The sequence below is a fragment of the Marinifilum sp. RC60d5 genome, from assembly GCF_052400665.1.
Taxonomy (GTDB): Bacteria; Bacteroidota; Bacteroidia; order Bacteroidales; family Marinifilaceae; genus JBQTGK01.
Genome location: NZ_JBQTGK010000002.1, coordinates 277,123 through 299,226 on the forward strand (window position 1 = coordinate 277,123; position 22,104 = coordinate 299,226).

General features: G+C 36.1%; 9 protein-coding genes. All 9 read left to right on the plus strand.

The genetic code is table 11. The features are described 5' to 3' along the window. Nucleotides 1–155 precede the first annotated feature (155 nt). The gene (locus tag ACT3CE_RS05255) at nucleotides 156–3,230 is read left to right on the plus strand and encodes a SusC/RagA family TonB-linked outer membrane protein (protein ID WP_444708712.1); all 3,075 of its coding nucleotides are present in this window, start codon (nucleotides 156–158) and stop codon (nucleotides 3,228–3,230) included. A 109-nt stretch (nucleotides 3,231–3,339) separates the two neighbouring features. Beyond that, nucleotides 3,340–4,998, plus strand: coding sequence for a RagB/SusD family nutrient uptake outer membrane protein (locus tag ACT3CE_RS05260; RefSeq protein WP_444708713.1), 1,659 nt, complete (start codon nucleotides 3,340–3,342; stop codon nucleotides 4,996–4,998). A 211-nt stretch (nucleotides 4,999–5,209) separates the two neighbouring features. Further along, nucleotides 5,210–7,627 carry a glycoside hydrolase family 3 N-terminal domain-containing protein gene (locus ACT3CE_RS05265; RefSeq protein ID WP_444708714.1) on the plus strand — a complete coding sequence of 806 codons (2,418 nt, stop codon included), beginning with the start codon at nucleotides 5,210–5,212 and terminating at the stop codon, nucleotides 7,625–7,627. 176 nt (nucleotides 7,628–7,803) lie between these two features. Beyond that, nucleotides 7,804–10,221 carry a glycoside hydrolase family 3 N-terminal domain-containing protein gene (locus ACT3CE_RS05270; RefSeq protein ID WP_444708715.1) on the plus strand — a complete coding sequence of 806 codons (2,418 nt, stop codon included), beginning with the start codon at nucleotides 7,804–7,806 and terminating at the stop codon, nucleotides 10,219–10,221. Between the two features lie 156 nt (nucleotides 10,222–10,377). Beyond that, the gene (locus ACT3CE_RS05275) at nucleotides 10,378–13,182 is read left to right on the plus strand and encodes a hypothetical protein (RefSeq protein ID WP_444708716.1); all 2,805 of its coding nucleotides are present in this window, start codon (nucleotides 10,378–10,380) and stop codon (nucleotides 13,180–13,182) included. 442 nt (nucleotides 13,183–13,624) lie between these two features. After that, the gene (locus ACT3CE_RS05280) at nucleotides 13,625–15,679 is read left to right on the plus strand and encodes a glycosyl hydrolase 115 family protein (RefSeq protein ID WP_444708717.1); all 2,055 of its coding nucleotides are present in this window, start codon (nucleotides 13,625–13,627) and stop codon (nucleotides 15,677–15,679) included. A 17-nt stretch (nucleotides 15,680–15,696) separates the two neighbouring features. Beyond that, nucleotides 15,697–18,003, plus strand: coding sequence for a GH92 family glycosyl hydrolase (locus tag ACT3CE_RS05285; protein ID WP_444708718.1), 2,307 nt, complete (start codon nucleotides 15,697–15,699; stop codon nucleotides 18,001–18,003). Nucleotides 18,004–18,138: 135 nt separating this feature from the next. Continuing rightward, nucleotides 18,139–19,443: an alpha-L-fucosidase gene (locus ACT3CE_RS05290; RefSeq protein ID WP_444708719.1), complete on the plus strand. Its 1,305-nt coding sequence runs from the start codon at nucleotides 18,139–18,141 to the stop codon at nucleotides 19,441–19,443. An 82-nt stretch (nucleotides 19,444–19,525) separates the two neighbouring features. Beyond that, the gene (locus tag ACT3CE_RS05295) at nucleotides 19,526–22,087 is read left to right on the plus strand and encodes a glycoside hydrolase family 3 C-terminal domain-containing protein (protein WP_444708720.1); all 2,562 of its coding nucleotides are present in this window, start codon (nucleotides 19,526–19,528) and stop codon (nucleotides 22,085–22,087) included. Nucleotides 22,088–22,104: the final 17 nt, after the last annotated feature.

A 22,104-nucleotide genomic window follows, 5' to 3' on the forward strand; every position in this document is an offset into this window, starting at 1 on the left:
TATTTTCATTAAATTATTCTTCTATATGTGTAGTAAAAACAATAGGTTTGGATGTGTGAATGATATGTCCATGCTTTTGGAAAATGTGTCCATTTGTCGGAAACGGTTTCGAGGTACATTCGTGGCAAGATTTGTTTACTAAACCAAAAAAATCTATGAAGAAATTTAAGTTAAAATTATTGATGCTAGCCTTATTAATAGGATTAACGTCTAACGCGTGGGCGCAAACGTTAGAAGTGTCTGGTGTGGTCGTAGATGACCAAAGTGTAACAATGCCAGGTGTATCTGTTATAATAAAAGGTACCACAACTGGTACAGTAACAGATATTGATGGAAAATTTGCAATCGCTGTTCCCGATGGAGCAGGTACTATTGTATTTTCTTTTGTTGGGTTCGAAACACAAGAAATTGTATTAGATGGAAAAAAGACTGTTTATCAAGTGCAATTAGCTACTTCATCAATCGGGTTGGATGAAGTTGTTGCGATTGGTTACGGTTCAGTAAAGAAAAGTGACTTAACAGGTGCTGTTTCTTCTCTTGATACCGAGAAGTTAACACAAATGAAAAAAACCGACATTGGTCAGGCCATTCAAGGGCAGATTGCTGGGGTTGATGTTCGTAGATTAAGCTCTAAGCCTGGAGCTCCACTTTCAATTAAAATTCGTGGTAATACCGTTATTAAAAACACGAATGTTGGTAAAGATGGTGTGAGTGATGATTTAGATGATGATTTGTCGAAACCATTGTATGTGGTAGATGGAATTTTCATGAGTGACATTAGTATTATTAATCCTGCGGATATTGAGAAAATGGATATCTTAAAGGATGCTTCTGCTACTGCAATTTATGGTTCTCGTGGTGCTAATGGTGTAGTTATTATTACAACAAAATCAGGTGTTAGTGGTAAAATGAGAATTACCTATGACGGAAGTTTTGGTGTAAATCATGCCGTAAACAGACCAGATTTTTTCTCGGGTGATCAGTATGTTGATTTTGTTTCTGATAATCTAAAAGGAGCTCAATGGAGAAGTCTGTGGGATGATGGTGTTGCTACTGTTGCAGATTATAACAATATAGTGATTAATACGGATACAGAATTTTTTGATGAGAATGAAAGAAATAATGTAGCTAATAAAAATTATACCGATTGGGCTGATCTTTTAAGAAAGACAGGTACTCAAACAAGTCATACTGTTGGAATCTCTGGAGGAGAAAATGGATTGGTTTATAATACTTCGGTTGCCTATACTAAAGATGAAGGTTTAATGGGAATTGAAGATTATGAACGTTATAATATTAGTTCTTCAATTTCGAAAAAAATTGGTGATAAATTTACTGCTGGTGTGCGATCTTATTTTGCTTATTCAGAGCGTGAAGAAGGAAGTAAGGAGCTTTTTAGAAGTTCATTTCGTTTGGCTCCAACAGTGAATCCTTATAATGAAGATGGTTCTGTTAAATTAATTCCTGATGCTCAGGATGTACGTTTTATTAACCCTCTTTATGAATCGGAAGGTTCCTGGACTGTAAATACTCGCAAGTACAATTTTATTGCCAATGCATTTTTAGAATTTAAGCCAAATAAATGGTTTAATTTTAAGACTAATTTTGCTCCTGAGTTTACAACAGAGAGATATGGCGAGTACAGAGGTTTGCTAACAAAAACTGCTCGTAACGATCAATCTCGTACACGTGCTTATAACAATAGCGATTTTAGTAATTCTTATGCATGGGATAATATTGCAAACTTCGATTTTGATGTTGCTGAAGGTCATAACTTAAAAGCTACATTTATCACTTCTATTTACTATCAGCAAGAAGAAGGTTCAATTCTTCAGGTTCGAAATATTGATTCGGATTCTTATTCATTTTACAATACTGAAGGCGGTGATGATATTAAAGATTACGATACTTTCTATTCAAAAGAAACATTGTCTTCTTTTGCTTCTCGTATCAATTATAATATCAATGAGAAATACTTATTTACCTTTACAGGTAGATATGATGGATCTTCGAAATTAGCTAAAGGTAACAAGTGGGCATTTTTCCCTTCTGCAGCTTTCGCTTGGAGAATGAGTGAGGAAGATTTTATGGCTGATATAGATTGGATATCAAACCTTAAACTTCGTATGAGTTATGGTGAATCAGGTAATGATGCTACTGTAAGTCGTTATGCATCTCAGGCATATTTAACTGATGATAGTTATGTGTTCGGTAGTAATGCTACAGCTGCAAAGGTAATTGCTGATTTATCGAATGAAGATTTAAGCTGGGAAAGATCTAAGGAATACAATATTGGTGTAAACGTTGGATTATTTGATGGTAGAGTTAGATTAGAAGCTGAATATTATAACAAAAAGACAGTTGATGCTATCTTAGGAAAATCATTAATGAGTTTAACTAGTTTCTCTTCTGCCGAAGGAAATTATGGTTCTGTTCGAAATGAAGGAATTGAATTAGTTCTGAATACAGTAAATGTTCAAACAGATAACTTTAAATGGGAAACCAGCATTAACTTCTCAAAAAATAACAATGAAGTTGTTGCCCTTACTGGTAATGTAGATAAAGAGGTTTACGGAAAACATGGCGTGCTTCAGGTAGGTAAGCCAATTGATGCTGTTTACTCTTACGAAAAAGCGGGTATCTGGCAAATGGATGAAGCTGCTGAGGCTGCTGTTTATGGATATGTTCCAGGACAATATAAGTTTGTAGATCAGAATAATGATGATATCATTAATTCTGAAGATAAAGTTGTGATTGGTTCTCATTCTCCAGATTGGACTGGTGGTATGACAAATAAATTCAAGTACAAAAATTTCGATTGTTCAATAATGGTGTACACTCGTCAGGGCGTTTATGGTCACTCAGAATTTTATCAGAATTACGCAACTCATAATGGGGATAAAGCAAAATTCAATCGTATTGATATGGATTATTGGAGTCCAAATAATCAAGATGCAACTAACCCAATGGTAGGTGTTGGATCAGATTCTGAGTGGTATTTTGCAGATATGTCATTCGTGAAAGTGGGTAATATTGGTTTTGGTTACAAAGTTCCAAGAAGTTTAACAGATAAACTTCACATCTCTAACTGTAGATTATCTCTTGATCTTCAAAATCCATTTACGTTTACAAATTATAAAGGTCCAGATCCTGAAACAGGTTTACAAAATTCTTACGGAATGGCTTATTCTGTAAGTACAGTATTGTTTGGATTAAAATTTGATTTGTAAGACCTAATAAAATTAAAATACTAAAACCGTAGAAGAGGAAAGTGAATAAAGAGGAGGATGAACTGAATCTTTATTCACTAAACTCTGGAGTTTTAAAAATTTTGAATATATGAAAATAGTAAAGAAATTATTATATACGAGTTCACTGTTAAGTCTCTTGTTTGGATTTAGCTCGTGTAATAGTTATTTAGAGGAAGAAAATCCATCTGAAATAACTGAAGAGAGTTATATTGATGAATCTACTGCCGATGAATTGGTTGTTGGTGTGTATGCGGCTGAACGTGGGGTTTATAAGCAATATGGATCGATGTTTTATGGTACAGATATGTTTACAACGCAAGATCCTCTATATAGCTATAATGCATCTAATGATTACGTTAATTTGAAAGATGGATTCAGCGGTGTTTGGAGTAATAATTATTCGGTAATTAGTAAAGCAAATGCTGTTATTAATCGTTACGAAAACGAAATCGCCTGGAGCGATTCTAATTTAGAAGCAAAAGCCTATGGTATTGCTCAAGCTAAGGGATTAAGAGCTTTGGCTTACTACAATTTAGTACAACAATTTGGAGGTGTCGTTTTGTATTTGAACGAAATTGCTTCTATCGATTTTACTTATGCTCGTTCTACCGAGGAGGAGTGTTTTGCTCAAATTATTAAGGATTTAGAAGAGGCAATTCCTGATTTGGAATCAAATCCTGATTTTGGACGTTTCTCCAAAAGAGCTGCTCAGCACGTGTTAGCTGATGTGTATACGACTCGCGGATATAAATCTTTTGCAGGAGAAAATGATTTTACAACTGCTGCAAGCCTAGCTGAATCAGCAATTGGTTCTTATGATATCAGAAGCCAATCTTATGCCGAAGTATTTGATTACGATAATCAGGAAAATGATGAAGTTTTATTTTCTATACAGTATAGTGAAAACGGAGAAATTGATGATCGTAATAATAACAAGCAGGGAATTATTCAAAACCAGGTCTACAATTATATCGGAATAGAAAGAACTACAAGTACCTATGGTGAGAAGACTTTTTCAGCGATGCCAACGGATTATTTTTATACTTTATTCGAAGACAATGATACCAGAGATGATGTTACTTTCTTCCGTGCATTGCTGGCAACAGAAGAAACTTCATATACTTCTGATTTTGGAACGGATTATATAAGTGTAGGTGATACAGTAATTTATTACCCTAAAAGCACTCTAAGTACAGCTGAGTTAAATGAAAGATTAAATAAATACTGGGTTTATCAACCAGAGGATTATGCTTACGATGCAGCTTCTGATGTTGATGGAGTAATCTATCAGTATTCTACCAATTCGATTAAAACGAATTTTCCAATCTTTAAGAAATTTAATGATGTAAATTCTAATGGTGTTGATGGAGGTATTAGAGATACTTATGTATTTCGTGTAGCTGAAACGCATCTGATTGCTGCTGAAGCTTATTTGCAAGCAGGTAATACAAGCGAGGCACTGGCGCATATTAATATTGTTCGTGAGCGTGCAACAGGTGTTGTAGATTACTATTCTAGCGTAACAATCGATGATATTTTGAATGAACGTGCTTTAGAGTTAGCAGGGGAATCAAATCGTTGGAATATCCTAAAAAGAACAGGTAAATTAGAAGAGAGAATTAATCTTTATAATCCTCATGTTGTTAATCATGGAGAATTTGATGCTTCTATTCACTTGCTTCGTCCTATTCCTTCTGGTGAGTTGGAACTTACTGATGGTTCATTGGAGCAAAATTTTGGTTATTAAGAATTTGAATATAGATTAGTTAGTTAAGCTTTAAACGGGCAGGCGATTATTGCCTGTCCGTTTTTACTTTATAGAAATATGGCTCATGAACTTTTTATTTTAGAACTAAGTGAGAGCCTCATTTAAAATTGGGAACTATACGTTTGTTATACAAAGGGAATTGTAAGAATAGTTCAAACTAAAGGTTTACCTTCTTGAAAATTAAATTATTATGAGAATCTATAAGGTGCTTTTTTTCGTTTTGTGTCTTTTTTTATTGACAGCTGCAGGAAAGAAAGCAGATAAACAAAAAATCTACCACAAAGGGTGGATTGATTTTAATAAAAATGGGGAGAAGGATATTTTTGAAGATCCTAGCAAAGGGATAGATGCACGTGTTGCTGATCTTCTATCGCAAATGACGATGGAGGAAAAAACATGTCAGATGGTAACCCTTTATGGCTATTCTCGAATTTTGAAAGATGAATTACCTACGCCAGAATGGAAACATAGGGCTTGGAAAGATGGAATTGCCAATATCGATGAGCATCTTAACAGTATTGCATTCAGACCAAAAACGGAAAATGCGTATTCTTTTCCTTACCATAAACATGCAGAGGCAATCAATACCATTCAAAAATGGTTTATAGAGGAAACCCGCTTGGGAATACCTGCCGATTTTACCAATGAAGGTACGCACGGATTGTGCCACGATAGAGCAACTCCTTTGCCAGCACCAATAGGAATCGGAAGTACTTGGAATAAAGAACTGGTCCGTAAGGCTGGAGAAATAATTGGTCGTGAGGCCAAAGCATTGGGCTATACCAATGTCTATGCACCCATACTCGATGTAGCGAGAGATCAGCGTTGGGGAAGAATATTAGAGTGTTTTAGTGAAGATCCATTTTTGATTGGGGAATTAGGAACTCAGATGACATTAGGTATTCAATCTCAAGGGGTAGCATCTACCTTAAAGCATTATGCTGTATACAGTATCCCAAAAGGAGCTAGAGAAGGAAATGCTCGTACCGATCCGCATGTGGCACCTCGTGAAATGCATCAACTTCATTTGTATCCATTCAAAAAAGTGATTGAAGAAGCCTCACCTCTTGGTGTAATGAGCAGTTATAACGATTATGATGGTGTACCGATTACAGGTAGCCATTATTTCTTAACAGAACTGTTGCGAGAAAAATTTGGATTTGAGGGTTATGTTGTGTCGGATAGTGATGCCGTAAAATTCCTATCTACCAAGCATCATGTTGCCGAGGATTATAAAGAAGCGGTTAGACAAGTGGTGGAAGCTGGTTTAAATGTTCGAACCAATTTTAAAACACCAGAATCTTATTTGGAACCCTTGCGTGAATTGATTCAGGAAGGAAATATCTCTATGAAGACAATTGACTCGCGTGTGGCTGATGTTTTATCCGTAAAGTTCAAATTGGGATTGTTCGATCAACCTTATGTTGAGAATCCAAGTTTTTCAGATCAATTGGTTCATACTGCAAAGTATGAGGCTTTTGCGAAGCAGATAACGAAAGAGTCATTGGTGCTGTTAAAGAATGAAAATAAGTTACTTCCTCTTGATATAAGTAATCTTAAAAACGTACTTGTAACGGGTCCTTTGGCTGATGAAACGCGTTATACTTACAGTCGATATGGTCCATCAAAAAATCCAGCAGTTTCTATTTTGCAGGGAATAAAAAATTATGCGGGAGAAAAATTGAATGTGGAGTATGCTAAAGGTTGCGATGTGATTGACGCAGATTGGCCGGGTAGTGAAATTATTCCAACTCCACTTACGCAAGATGAGCAATCAGGAATTGAAGCTGCCGTGCAAAAAGCCAAAGAATCGGATGTTATTATTGCCGTACTTGGTGAAGATGAAAAGAGGGTAGGAGAATCTCGTTCACGAACTTCTTTAGGATTACCTGGTAGACAATTTCAGTTAATTCAAGCTTTATATGCTACGGGGAAACCAGTCGTGTTGGTACTTGTGAATGGTCACCCGCTGACTATTAACTGGGAGAATAAATTTGTTCCTGCTATTTTGGAAGCTTGGTTTCCTGGACCATCAGTAGGGGATGCAATTGCAGAAACACTGTTTGGAGATTATAATCCTGGAGGGAAATTATCTGTTACCTTCCCAAAAACAGACGGACAAATTCCATTAAATTTTCCATGCAAGCCAGGTTCTCAGGCTAGTCAGCCGGGCGAAGGACCAAATGGTTACGGAAATACTCGTGTTTTGGGCCCCTTGTATCCTTTCGGTTATGGTTTGACTTACACCACTTTTGAATATAGTGATTTGAAAGTAAGTCCTAGGCAAGCAAATGCAATGTCTGATATACATGTTTCTTTTAAAATATCAAATACGGGTGAACGGGATGGTGATGAAGTTGTACAGTTGTATCTGAAAGATGAAGTGAGTAGTGTAACTACCTACGAGTCACAGCTCAGAGGATTTGAGCGTGTGAAGTTGTTGGCAGGAGAAACAAAAACCGTAAATTTCATTTTGCATCCCGATGATTTAGCATTGTTGGATAAGGATATGAATTGGACGGTTGAGCCAGGAACTTTTAAAGTAATGATAGGAAGTTCATCGGAATATATTCATTTGACGGAGGAATTTGTCATACTAAATCACTAGGAATTTGGCTATTTATGTATGATTGATAAGGTGTTAGAGCTAGAGGTATAATGGATTTGGAAAATCATCCATACTTGTGGGACAAGAGTCCATATTAAAAATTGCATAATATTCTAAATTTGAACTTGAGATCATTAGTAGTAATTTCCAATGGCAAATATTTAAATTAAAATATAATGAGAATCTATAAGTTGTTTTTTTCTGTTTTGTGTCTTTTCTTATTAACCTCCGCGGGGCTTAAGAAAGACAAGCAAAATATTTACAAAAAGGGTTGGATCGATTTTAATAAAAATGGCGTGAAAGACATTTTTGAAGATCCTGAAAATACGGTTGATGATCGAGTGGCAGATCTTTTGTCACAGATGACCATGGAAGAGAAAACCTGTCAAATGGCAACGCTTTACGGTTTTTCGAGAGTATTAAAAGATGAATTGCCAAATGAAGGTTGGAAAAATCGTGTGTGGAAAGATGGAATCGCGAATATTGATGAACATTTGAATACCATTGCGAATCGACCTTATACCTATACCGAGCATGCTTATCCATATAGTAATCATGCAAAGGCAATCAACCTAATTCAAAAGTGGTTTATCGAAGAAACAAGAATGGGAATTCCTGTTGATTTTTCCAATGAAGGGGTTCATGGCTTGTGTCATAAAAAAGCGACACCTCTTCCTGCTCCAATTGGTATCGGTTCTACTTGGAATAAAGAATTAGTTTATAAAGCTGGTGAGATCGTAGGTCGAGAAGCCAAAGCATTAGGATATACCAATGTTTATGCACCAATTCTTGATGTTGCACGTGATCCTCGTTGGGGACGAGTAATAGAGTGTTATAGCGAAGATCCATTTTTGATTGGAGAGCTTGGCGTTGAAATGACAAAAGGAATTCAGTCTCAAGGAGTTGCTGCTACCATTAAGCATTTTGCTGTTTACAGTATCCCTAAAGGAGCTAGAGATGGTGAGGCCAGAACCGATCCACATGTTGCACCTAGAGAGATGCATCAAATGTATCTTTATCCTTTTAAGAAGGTGATTCAAGAGGCTAATCCAATGGGTGTTATGAGTAGTTATAACGATTATGATGGGGTGCCAATTACAGGAAGTCATTACTTTTTAACTGAATTGTTGCGTGAGCAATATGGATTCGATGGTTATGTAGTTTCGGATAGTGATGCGGTGGAATATTTGAACGAAAAACACAATGTTACTGCAGATTATAAAGAGACTGTTCGTCAGGTTGTAGAAGCAGGCTTGAACGTTCGTACTCGTTTCAGAACGCCGGAATCTTTTATTGAACCTTTGCGCGAAGTAATTAAAGAAGGTAAAATCTCTATGAAGACTATCGATGCTCGTGTGGCCGAGGTGTTATCGGTGAAGTTTAGATTGGGATTGTTCGATCAGCCTTATGTGGAAGATTGTGAATTAGCTGATAAAGTGGTTCATACCGATGAGGATGAAGCTTTCGCAAGAAAAATTACCAAAGAATCAATGGTTTTGTTGAAAAATGAAAACAATCTATTGCCTTTGGATATTAAAAAACTAAAAAATGTATTGGTGACAGGTCCTATGGCTGCTGAGACCAATTATGCTTACAGTCGATATGGTCCTTCTTTTAACGAAGTAGTTTCTGTTTATCAAGGAATCAAAAAATATGGTGCCGATCAGCTGAATGTGAAGTATGCGAAAGGTTGTGAGGTGATTGATGAGAGCTGGCCAGAGAGTGAATTGATGGATGTTGCCTTAACGGCAGAAGAACAAGCCGGTATTGATGAAGCTGTTGAGCAAGCCAAAACCTCTGATGTTATTATTGCGGTAATGGGCGAGAATGAAAGTCGTGTTGGTGAGAGTAAAACACGTACAAATCTTCAATTGCCAGGAAGACAACTTCAACTGGTAAAAGCGCTCTATGCAACAGGCAAACCTGTGGTTTTGGTGTTGATTAACGGACGAGCACTTACAATTAATTGGGAAAATAAATACATCCCATCTATTCTGGAAGCATGGTTTCCAGGAGCATCTTCGGGAGATATTGTGGCTAAAACTCTTTTTGGTGATTACAATCCAGGAGGAAAACTATCAGTAACCTTTCCAAAGTCGGTTGGGCAAATTCCATTAAACTTTCCTCATAAAGTTGCCTCTCAGGCCGGACAGGTAGAAATTCCTGGGAATGGTTATGGTAAAACCAGAGTTTTGGGTTCACTTTATCCTTTTGGGTACGGTTTAAGTTATACTACATTCGAGTATAGCGATTTGACTGTTAATCCTAAGAGTGCTTATCCTCAGGCAGATATCCAAGTTTCTTTTAAGGTTAGCAATACCGGAAAACGAGCAGGTGATGAGATTGTTCAACTCTATTTAAAAGATGAGGTGAGTAGCGTAACAACTTATGAATCTCAGTTACGAGGTTTTGAGCGTGTGCATTTATTACCTGGAGAAACTAAAACGGTCAACTTTACACTTCATCCTGAAGACTTGGAACTATTAGATATAAATATGAACTGGACAGTTGAGCCTGGAAAATTTAAGGTGATGATTGGAAGCTCTTCTGAAGATATTCACTTGAACGATAGTTTCGAAATACTTAATTATTAATATTAGCGTTCAATTCGATTGATATTTCTCATTTGAAAGATATTAACAGATTTAGGGAAAATACCGGTTTTTAGTTAGAGTATGATTTACAGGTTTTCTTGTACAATTACACAACTATAAAAACCGGTATTTATTTTTAAGCAAATAGGTAAACATATGTACTACAAATTAATATTATTACTATTCTCCTTCTTATTGAATTTTGCCTGTTTATTTGGTCAGACAAATACACATCCACGTATTTATTGTAAGAATACCAATAGTGCAGAATTTTTTAAAACGACTAATGCGGTAAAATGGAAAAAGCAATTCGTTCAGGAAAAGAAAGAAAACCTGGAAAAATACTTGAAAAAATGTAAGGATGATCCTGAATGGTTGGTTTCTCGTTTACAGATGAACTGGAAAACCAAACATAGTAAAGTGTTTTTACATGGAGGTAAATTTTCTCATTCTACAGGTACTGCTCCTGTTCCTACGGTTCGATTTTCTGGTACTCGTGACTGGGCAACGGACTATAAAACACCGAAGTTGGAAGAGGTAGAACCTTATTTCGATGATGAAAGAGGAATGTATCTGACCAACAAAAATACCGAAAAAAAGGAATGGGTACATCCATCAAAAGTTGGTTTTGCCATAGAAAAAATCAATCGTTCTATCATGTCATTGGTTGAAGATGCTGCATTTTTGTATTGGTTTACGGGTGAAGAGAAATATGCCGAATTTGCTGAGCCTGTTTTTTTAAAATATATTGAAGGAATGTACTACAGGGAGCCGCCTGTTGACTTGGATAATACAGTTCAGCAACGTGTGTCTGGCTTATCAACATTTGAGGTGATTCATGATCATATGGTTGTTCATCTTACAGTTGCCTATGATTTTTTATATCCTTTTTTAATGAAGAATAAAAGGAAATTAAACCATATTTCTGCTGTGTTTCAAAAGTGGGGCGATCAGATCATAAAAAATGGAATTCCAGATAATAATTGGAACCTTTTTCAAGCAAGGTTTTTAACTTATATTGCTTTAGCTCTAGAAGGAAATGATGAGTATGAAAATGGCAAAGGACAGGGGTATTACTTAAAATATACGTTTGACCAATCCACAGAGCGTCAATGGTCAATTAGAGAAGCAGTATCGGGCTATGATCAAAAGACAGGTATATGGTGCGAATCGCCATCATATTCTTTACATGTAACTGAAACTTTGCTGCGCATTCTCACTCTTTTAGATAATTTGACTCATCAAGATGAGCTTTCTAATTTTCCTATAATAGATAAAGCTGCTTTGGCATCCTTACAATACCTTTTCCCTAGTGGTTATACGGTGGCTTTTGGCGATGCACATCATGGAATTATTCCTCCTGAAATTTTCGAGTTGTTGATTGCAAATTATCGAAAGTATAATAAATCTGATAAAGAGTTAATGATATCAGAATTCTTAAAACAATTGATTGACAAGGGAGAGTATACTAGAAAGAGTGAGGACTTATTTCAATTGTTTTTTTACGAAAATGAATTGAAGAAAACGGATAATAATGAATCTAAAGAGTTTTCTAGAAGTGTGATAACACCTACTTTTTATGCGCCCAATGTAAGCATGTTTATTCAGCGAATGGGTGAGGCAGATAATGCAATGATGATTTCTACAGTAGGCTCTTTTGGTAATCATGCTCACGTAAATGGAATATCCATGGAACTTTACGCCAATAATTATGTGTTGGGACCAGATATGTCAAAGGGTTCGAGCTATTGGCATCCTGATCATCGGGAGTATTATTCACAATTTCCTGCTCATAATACGGTGGTGGTTGATGGCATATCTACCTATGGACGAATGCGTGGTTATCATCCTTATACATTGGATAATCATTTTCCAAAATCAATGGACAGCAGAATTGGTTTTGACAAAGTGAGTTTTTCAAAAGTTTCTTTTGTTGAGCCCAAAACAATGTCTGATCAGCAGAGATTAACTGCTATGATCAAGTCAGAATCAGGAAAAGCTTATGCTATCGATATTTTTAGATCCAGAAAAAAGGATTTGTCCGAGCAGAAACACGATTATTTCTATCACAATTTGGGGCAATCTCTTGAAATTTTAGATCCGAATAATCAGGAATTGAGTTTGCAATCAGTAAATGAACTGGGTACTGAACATGGAGACATGAAAGCTTACGATTATTTAAGCAATGAAAAGACGGTGTCAGCTTCAAGAAATATCAACGCTTTGTTCACATTAAAAAGCAAAGGACAACCCGATAATTTGATGAAGATGTGGATAAAAGGAGAGAAAGACCAGAGCGTTTTTACGGTTGATGCGCCTAAATCAAATGCCATATCTAAAGGAACGGCTCCAAAAGAAGTGTTGGGGCAGAAAATTAAAACTCTTATTGTGAGAAGAGAAGCAGAAGCATGGAGAAGTCCTTTTGCAGTAGTTTTCAATCCTTATATCGAGGGAGGTGAAAATCCTATTTCTAAAGTAGAATTTCCTGAATTAATTGAAAGTCCAGAGACTCAGAAAATTGAAGTTATTCATCAAGATGGAAAAACAAAGGATATTATTGTCGCTAATGCTTCGCAGAATGATATTGCTATAGATGAAAATTTCTTTCAAAAAGGGCTTCTATCAGTTATTCGAAAAACAGATTCAGAAAAGACACCAAGCTATTTGTTTGCTTCTGGAATTTATAAATTGGATTATAAAGAATGGGGAATAAAGGCGTATGCAAATGCTGTATCCTTAAGTATTGAACGAACAGATGTGGGATATTTGATTCAAAATGATAATCCCGTTGTAATTAAAATTCCAATTTTTAAAGGACATCAGCCTGAGCAGTTACAAATTTATGAAGATGGAAAACTGATCAATCAACGGTCTATTTTTGCAAACAGAAATAATCCAAACCAAATTGAATTTAGATTAGATAAAGCTTACAAAAAAGTTGTTGTGCTTGTGAAAAAGTAGATAAGTAACGGTATTTAGTGTAGATGAACCCAATTCTGAGAAGGATTGGGTTTCTTAATTTATACGTATTGATTATCGTTTTTTTTTCGAATACGATCTAGAATATTTGAGCGAAATCATAATGAAATCTATCTACATCCAAGTTAGTAGGCTGTAATAATTGTGAATTGTCTGAATAAATCCATCATTTAAGTTCTCGTTTTTGTTGAACTAAATTAGACTTTATTGATTGTAATGTGCAGGTAGTTAGGTGGAAATATTTTGTCCATGCTTGTGGTCTAATAATCCATACCTAAATTTCAATGATGTTATATTTTTGAAATATTGATTAAAGGTAGTTCTCTTTTATTTGTGAGGTAGGGATAATTAAGGCATGTAACGAGTCAAAAGGATTCGTTGAAGAATTGGTTGTTGCTATGTAATGTGTTAATGAATACGAAGTATGATTTTAGAATTGAAAAATAAAATAGTTAAGGTATTTCTTTTAATGACTGTAGTGCTTGCTATAAGTAATCATCTATATGCTTTGCCTAAAGTTTATTTAGTGCAAGGGGAAAAGGCTACTCAAGTTGAAAAGAGTACAATTCTCGATTTTAAAAATGACATATCTAAAGTAATAGAGGCTGAAGTAATAGTGATTACAGATAAGGATAGAATTCCTACGAATGGAACTGTATTTTTGTTAGGAACGATTCACTCGAACAAAAAACTGGCTAAATTATCCAGATCAAAAAAGATTAGTTTATCTGATAAGCAACCTGGAGCAAGAGGAGGAATATGGGCCAAGCTACATCTGAAAAAATATAGAAATGTTATTGTGCTGGGAGGTTCCGATGTGCAAGGTTTGCAATATGCTATTTACGATTATTCGCATCAAATTTTAAATGTCGATCCTTTTGAATATTGGACTGGGAAAGTGCCGGTGAAAAAGAAGAGTTTCGACTTCTTTAATTTTGATGGAAAAACGATTGCGCCTCCTTTGGTGCCAATAATGTGTTACTTTGAAAATGATGTTGATGAGTTGGCAAATTACAGAGGCAAATTACTTGAGTACGATTGGGAATCCTATACCGAAATGATCAATTCATTGGTTCGAATTCGCTACAATGCCATTCAATTTTTTGATATGTTGGGGCGTCCCGAATTTTTTGTGCGTCCAGCGTATAAAAAACTGAGTCCTAATTATCAAATCGATGAGGCGTATTTAGAGAAAATGATTGATTACGCTCATTTAAAGGGAATGCAAGTGCAAATAGACTTATCATTGGGATATCAGATTCATCCATTGTCAGTTGACGAATCGTATTGTTGGACGACCTACAAAGAAAAATGGATTGAGGGATGGAAATATTATTTTGAAAAAACAGCTATCGCTAAAGCTGATATATTTTCGTTACGTCCACGCCACCAGGTTTGGGATTGGGAATATACAAGTGCTTGTGGTGAAGACAAAATAGTGGTTTTTAATGAAGTTTATTCTGTATTAGGAGAGTTAATAGATCATTACAAACCAAATGCCACAAAAATTGCCTTCTGTTATCACGATGGAATGGAAATGTTTAATGAAGGATTTAATCCTCCTAAAGATTGGATTGCTGTATGGTGCGATGATGGTTTTGGTGATTTTGATTATCTGCCAAAAAGTACCAAAGGATATGATTTTGGGACTTATATGCATGCAGGATTTTGGAAAAATCATACCGTTCATAATCCATATCCCATGAAAGTGGATACCATCATGAAAAAAATGTTTCGTGAGTATGGTGCGGATAAATATTGCCAAGTAAATGGACAAAATTTTAGACCTTTTTTGTTTAACTTAGAGGCTTACAGCGAAGTATGCAATCAGCCGGAGAATTTTAATGGTGAAGATTTTTACCAAACATGGTGTGAAAGATATTTTAGTAAGGAAGCTGCTAGATCGGCTGTTAAATCTATGAAGATATTGCATGAAGTTCAGACGGGGCGAAATGGTTATGTTCAGCATTTATGGGAGATTCTTGAAGCAATTTCCTATTTGTCAAATAAGCCAATAGAATTACCTGGTAAAGATGCTGTTCCTTATTCTTACGAGAGAGTTGAAAACGATATTGATAATTTGAAACGTGAAATCGATAGTTTTCAAGTTGCAATAGATCAGGCTGAAAAAGGGATGGAAACTAATATAATGAATAAGGAGTTTTACTATTCTTATATTCTTCTTCCGGTTCATTTATATTCCAATTTAATTTCTTTTGAAAGTACGCTTCACGAAATGGCTTTGTTAAAAAGAGAGTTTGAACAAACAGGCGATAAGCTGAGTATCGCCAAAGCAGAATTGCTTTTGGAAACAGGTAAAGAAAAATTAAAATTAGTATACAAAAATTGTTATGAAGGGGATCAGAATCAGAAATGGGATAATTGGTATTCTCCTGAAATTCGTCGCCCAAATAATGGTTTTCCCACTTTTGAAATGCTCGATAGTATTAGCGAGACTCTTAAATCATTAAATCAGTAAGAAAAAAGAAATTTTCTATGAAATTACCATTTGCTAGATTTACAACAATTAGTTTAATCGGTTTGCTTCTTTTGGGATGTCAATCGGAAAAAAAGAATATCGATTATGTAAATTATGTCAATCCATTAATTGGAACGGCACCATTTACATCCGAAAGTACACTGAAACATAGTGTGGGAACTGAAAATAATTCACAAGTAGTTCCTTTCGTAACTGTTCCCTTTGGAATGACCAATTGGACACCTCAAACAAAGGATGGAGAAACAAAATGTCAATCGCCATACTATTATACAGATTCTATTATTCAGGGGTTTCGTGGAAGCCATTGGTTGAGTGGATCCTGTGTTCAGGAATATGGAAGTATGACAATTATGCCTATTTCTGGTACTCTAAAATGTTTGCCTAATCTTCGTGGATCCTCTTTTTCTCACGATAAAGAAATGGCTAGTCCTTACTTGTATCAAGTTCGTTTAGATGATTATGATATTGATGTAGAAATGACGGCTACTAAGAGATCTGGCTTGTTTAAATTTACTTTCGAAAAAGAAGGTGAAGCACATATTGTAGTCAATCCAAACAGTGACGAAGGACGTGGCTTTATTAAAATAATACCTGAAACAAATGAGATTGTAGGTTACAATCCTGTTCACCGAATTTATCAGGGTTGGGGAGAAGAAGCTGGTTTCAGTGGCTACTTTGTGGTTCGTTTTCAAAAAGATATTGAAACTTATGGCGTTTATCAGGGTAACAACATTAATGAAGGTGTTTGCCAAGTAGCCGATTTAGAAAATCTAGGTGCTTATGTATCTTTTCTTGCTCATGAAAATGAAGAAGTTCTGGCTTCGATAGGGACTTCCTTTACCAGTATAGAACAAGCAAGAAAAAATTTAGATGCTGAAACTAGTGAACTTGATTTCGATTTAGCAAAAACCGAATTACAAACGACTTGGGAAAACCTTTTATCGAAAGTTGAAGTAGAGGGTGAAGTCGAAGATGATAAGGTGAAGTTTTATACTGCCTTGTATCATAGTTCTTTGCAGCCAAGAACATTTAACGATGTTGATGGTTCGTACATGAGTTTTGGTGGTGGAAAAGAAGTCATGAATAGTGGCGATCAGGATTACTACGTGGATTTTTCGATGTGGGATACATACAGAGCTTCTCTTCCTTTATTCAATTTCTTGATGCCAGAGGTAAGTGCTGATATGATTAATAGTCTTTTCTTGAAAGCTGAACAAGGCGGTTGGTTGCCAATTTTCCCTTGCTGGAACAGTTATACGTCTGCAATGATTGGTGATCATGCCATTTCTGCTATTGCTGATGCTAACGTAAAAGGAATTATTGATATTTCAGATAAACAATATGCTTACTTGTTACAAAACGCCTTTAAGTCACCTGATACTTTTGAGGAATACAAGGAAGGAAAAGGACGTCGTGGCTTGAAATCTTACCTTAAATATGGATACATTCCATTGGAAGATGAAGTGAAAGAGTCTTATCATGATGAAGAGCAGGTTTCACGAACTTTAGAATATTCTTTCGATGATTTTGCACTGAGTCAAGTTGCTAAGAAGCGTGGTGATGTGAAAAATGCAGAGATTTTGAAGAAAAGAGCGCAGAATTATAGAAATGTTTACAGTGCTGCCGATTCGTGCGTACGTGGTCGATATATCGATGGAACTTTCACCAAGGAATTCGATAAGTATATTCGTATGCCCTACATCACAGAAGGTACACCTTATCAGTATACATGGTATGTCCCTCACGATATGGCAGGTTTAATGAATTTGATGGGTGGAGAAGATGGTTTTAATACCAATCTAGATCGCTTTCATGCTATTGGTCAGTATTGGCATGGTAATGAACCCGGACATCAAATTCCATTTTTATACAATTATAGTGGACAGCCTTGGAAAACACAGGCCTTGGTTACTCAAATAATGGATACTGAATATATTACAGGTCCTGGAGGATTAAGTGGTAATGACGATGCAGGTCAGATGTCAGCATGGTATGCCTTTGCTGCCATGGGATTTTATCCGGTATGTCCATCTGTTCCAGAATATGTTATATCAGGTCCACATTTCGATAAAATTAAAATCCACTTGGAGAATGGAAATGTAATCGAAATCAATGCCAAAGGTGCTTCAACGGGTAGCAATTACATTCATTCAATGAATGTAAATGGTGTTTCTACGGATCAAAATTTCTTTAATCATTTTGATTTGATAAAAGGAGGCGTTCTTGATTTTGAAATGGGAAAACTTCCTAATAAAAAGTGGGGAACGAGCAAAGAGTTTCGTCCTTATTCCGAAACAAAATAATAAAGAGGGAAGCGAGTTTTCCTGCCTATTTAATCAGCAATAAAAATGAAAAGATCTATGAAATTATTTGTTTTTATTGCTGATTCTAATTGTAAGTAGTTGTTTTTGATTGTTGTAAATTAAAAATAGAAACCCATGATTCGTAAATTACTCTATTCGGTACTATTTCTAATGCTAAGCTGCTTTTCAGTTTTCGCACAGCTTAAAAACAAAGCTCAACTAGAAGAGAAATTCATGGATATGGGCTTAGGAATTTTTGTTCATTGGAGCATGGATTCACAATTGGGAAGTGTTATTAGTCATAGCTTAGTGGGAGCTTCGGATGACTATGTAAACAAATACTTTAATGAGCTTCCTAAAACATTTTATCCAAATAAGTTTGATTCGGATGAATGGGCACGATTATTTAAATTGGCAGGTGCAGAGTATGTTGTGTTCACGACAAAGCATCATAGTGGATTCTGTATGTGGGATACCAAAACTACCGAATTTAATATCATGAATACACCTTATGGCAAGGATATTACGGCTATTCTTTTTAAATCATTACGCAAATACGGATTAAAAGTAGGTGTGTATTTTTCTCCTGAAGATTTTCATTTTCTGCACGAACAGGGAACTTTAATTTCTCGAAAGCGAGAAGGGAGTCAGATAACGGAAAATCAAGAACTTTTGGCCTACGACAAATCTCAAATAGATGAACTTTTGGCCAATTATGGACCGATTGATGTCGTATTTTTTGATGCTTTTAAGACAGGACCTTTGGTGCAATACATTCATGAAAAGGATCCAAATATTGTGGTAACACGAGGAGGAATGAAAACACCTGAACAGAGTATACCGGGTGGAGCTATGAAAGGTCCATGGGAAACCTGTATGACTATGGGAACTCAGTGGCAATACAAACCTACCAACGAAAACTATAAAAGTGGTACAGATGTAATTGATAAATTAATAGAAATTAGAGCAAAAGGTGGAAACTTTTTGTTGAATATAGGTCCAAAACCCAATGGAGAAATTGCCATAGAGCAGGAAGAGCGTTTACGTGAATTGGGGCTTTGGATGTTTGTGAATGAGGAAGCCATTAAAAATATTCGCCCTTTGCCAGGAATTGTTAAGGATGGATATGTATGGTTTACACAAGATGAAAAAGAAAATACCGTCTACGCCTTTATAACTGGTCAAACTGAATGGTTCAAAGGACGACGACGAAACTTTTTAATGAAAAACTTAAGAGCTACTGATAAAACAGAGATTTCTGTTTTGGGTCAGAGTGATTTGGTTGTGGAGTATTGGCCAGAAAATATTCCTGAATCGAGATTCATTCAGCATAAAGATCTGTTGGAAATTTCTGTTTCTAGAGCGCAACGACTTTATAATGATAAAGTATGGCCCAATCCGGTTGTGGTGAAACTAACGAATGTTGAGATCATTAAATAAGTCAGTGATTTTAAGCTGTCGAAAAGAATAGTAAAGGGAAGTCTCAGGGTTTCCCGTATTTTTAAAATTTAAAAGCTAATCAATGAAATTGAAGCTACTGTTTATTTTGGTAATGGGCTTGGTCCCATTTTATGGATTTACACAAAGCAAATATGCTTTCCAGAACGCAAACCTTTCCGTCGAAGAACGGGTGGATGATTTAATGAGCCGATTAACTGTCGAAGAAAAGGTGTTTCTGCTACAGGCTTCTGCCAAAGAGATTTCGCGTTTGGGTGTGGACAAATATTATCATGGAAATGAAGGCTTACATGGAGTTGTTAAAGGTGGACGTTTTACTGTATTTCCTCAAGCCATTGCACTTTCTGCAACCTGGAATCCCAACTTAATTTACGATGTAGCTACAGCTATTTCAGATGAAGCTCGTGCCAAATGGAATGAATTGAATCAAGGGAAAGACCAAACATCAGGATATAGCGATATGCTAACCATGTGGTCGCCAACTATTAATATGGCAAGAGATCCTCGTTGGGGGCGTACTCCTGAAACCTATGGTGAAGATCCATTTTTAACCACTAGAATTGGGCTTTCTTTTGTAAATGGATTACAAGGAGATGATGATAAATACTTGAAAGTTGTGGCTACACCTAAACATTTTGTAGCCAATAACGAGGAAGAAAACCGATTTGCCTGCAATGCTGACATATCTGAAAGAGCTTTGCGTGAATATTATTTGCCTGCTTTTAAAGCATGTATCGTTGAAGGAAAAGCACAAGCCATTATGAGTGCTTACAATGCCATAAATGGTATACCTTGTACCGCAAACAATTGGTTGTTAAATGATGTATTAAGAGATGAATGGGGTTTTAAAGGTTATGTTGTAAGTGATTGTGGAGCTCCTAAATATCTAGAAAAATCACATCATTATGTAGATTCACCGCAAATGGCTGCAAAAGTAGCTATCGAAGCAGGTCTCGATTTGGAATGTGGTAACGTAATTTATACAAATCATTTGTATCCAGCTTATCAGGCCGGACTGGTAAAAAAGGAATCAATCGACAAAGCAGCTCGCCGTGTATTAGAGGCCCGATTCAAATTGGGTATTTTCGATCCTGTGGAAGGTAATCCTTACGCTAAAATATCTCCCGATGTAATTGGTTCAAAAGAGCACCAGGAACTTGCCCTTGAAACCTCAAGACAATCAATTGTTTTGCTTAAAAATCAGGATAATATATTGCCTTTAGATGCCAATGCGATTAAAAAAGTAGCAGTAGTTGGTTTCAATGCCAACCAAGTTGTTTTTGGTGATTACAGTGGCTTACCAGTTATATCTCCTATATCACCGCTAAAAGGAATTCAAAACAAATTAGGCGATAAAGTAGAGGTGCAGTATGTAAAATGGAAAACTGCAGCTCGAAACCTTAATATTCTTGAAGGAGAATATTTACGCAACGATAGAAATGACAAAAAAGGACTGTATGCTGAATATTATGATGATAAGTTTTTGACGGGTACACCGAAGACGAGAACCGATAAAGTTGTTAATTTCGATCCAGTAAATCAGCCACCAGATCCTTACACGAATTACAAACATAAATCAATCAGATGGACTGGTTATATAGCCCCTAACATTACGGGGGATTATAAAATTGGTGTGAATTCGGATGATGGAATCCGTTTGTGGTTGAATGATGAATTGGTTGTTGACGAATGGCACAATCGTGGTACAACAACCGATCAGGTAGATATTAAAATGGAAGCCGGTAAAAAGTATGCCATCAAGTTGGAATATTTTGATAATGGAGGCGATGCAGTTTGTCAATTGCTTTGGAAAGTTCCGAATTCTAAAGGAGGTGATTTATACGAGGAAGATATACAAGCAGCACGAAGCAGTGATTATGTGATTGCCGTTATGGGAATCAATAAAACGATCGAAAAAGAGGGGAAAGATAGAGTAGAACTAGGCCTTCCAGAAGATCAGGTTAACTATTTAAAAGATATTTATAAGGAAAACAAAAATATGATTGTGGTGTTGGTAGCGGGTAGCTCCTTAGCCATCAACTGGATGGATGCAACCGTTCCTGCAATCGTGGATGCGTGGTATCCAGGCGAAAGTGGTGGTACTGCTATAGCTGATGTTCTTTTTGGTGATTACAATCCTGCCGGACGTTTGCCTTTTACTTTCTATAAATCGGAGAAAGATCTTCCGCCAATGAACGATTATGAAGTTACGAAAGGTAGAACTTATCAGTACTTCGAAGGTGAACCTCTTTATTCTTTTGGATATGGCTTAAGCTATACTTCTTTTGGATATAGTAATATGGAAATTGCTAAAAATAAGGAAAGTATTATTGTATCTGCAACGATTAAAAATACAGGAGACTACGAGGGAGATGAGGTGGTTCAATTGTATGTGAAAGATGTGAAATCTTCGGTACAACGTCCCTTAAAACAGTTGGTAGCATTCGAGCGAACAACATTGGGAATTGGAGAGTCAAAGACAGTGAAGTTTGAAGTTCCAATAGAACAATTGATGTTTTGGGATGAAGAGTGCAACGACTGGCATTTTGAAAAAGGAGCCTTTGAGTTTATGGTAGGCGCATCATCAAGCGATATCCGATTAAAGAAATCCTGTAAGGTCAAATAAATTGATTAAGAATAAAG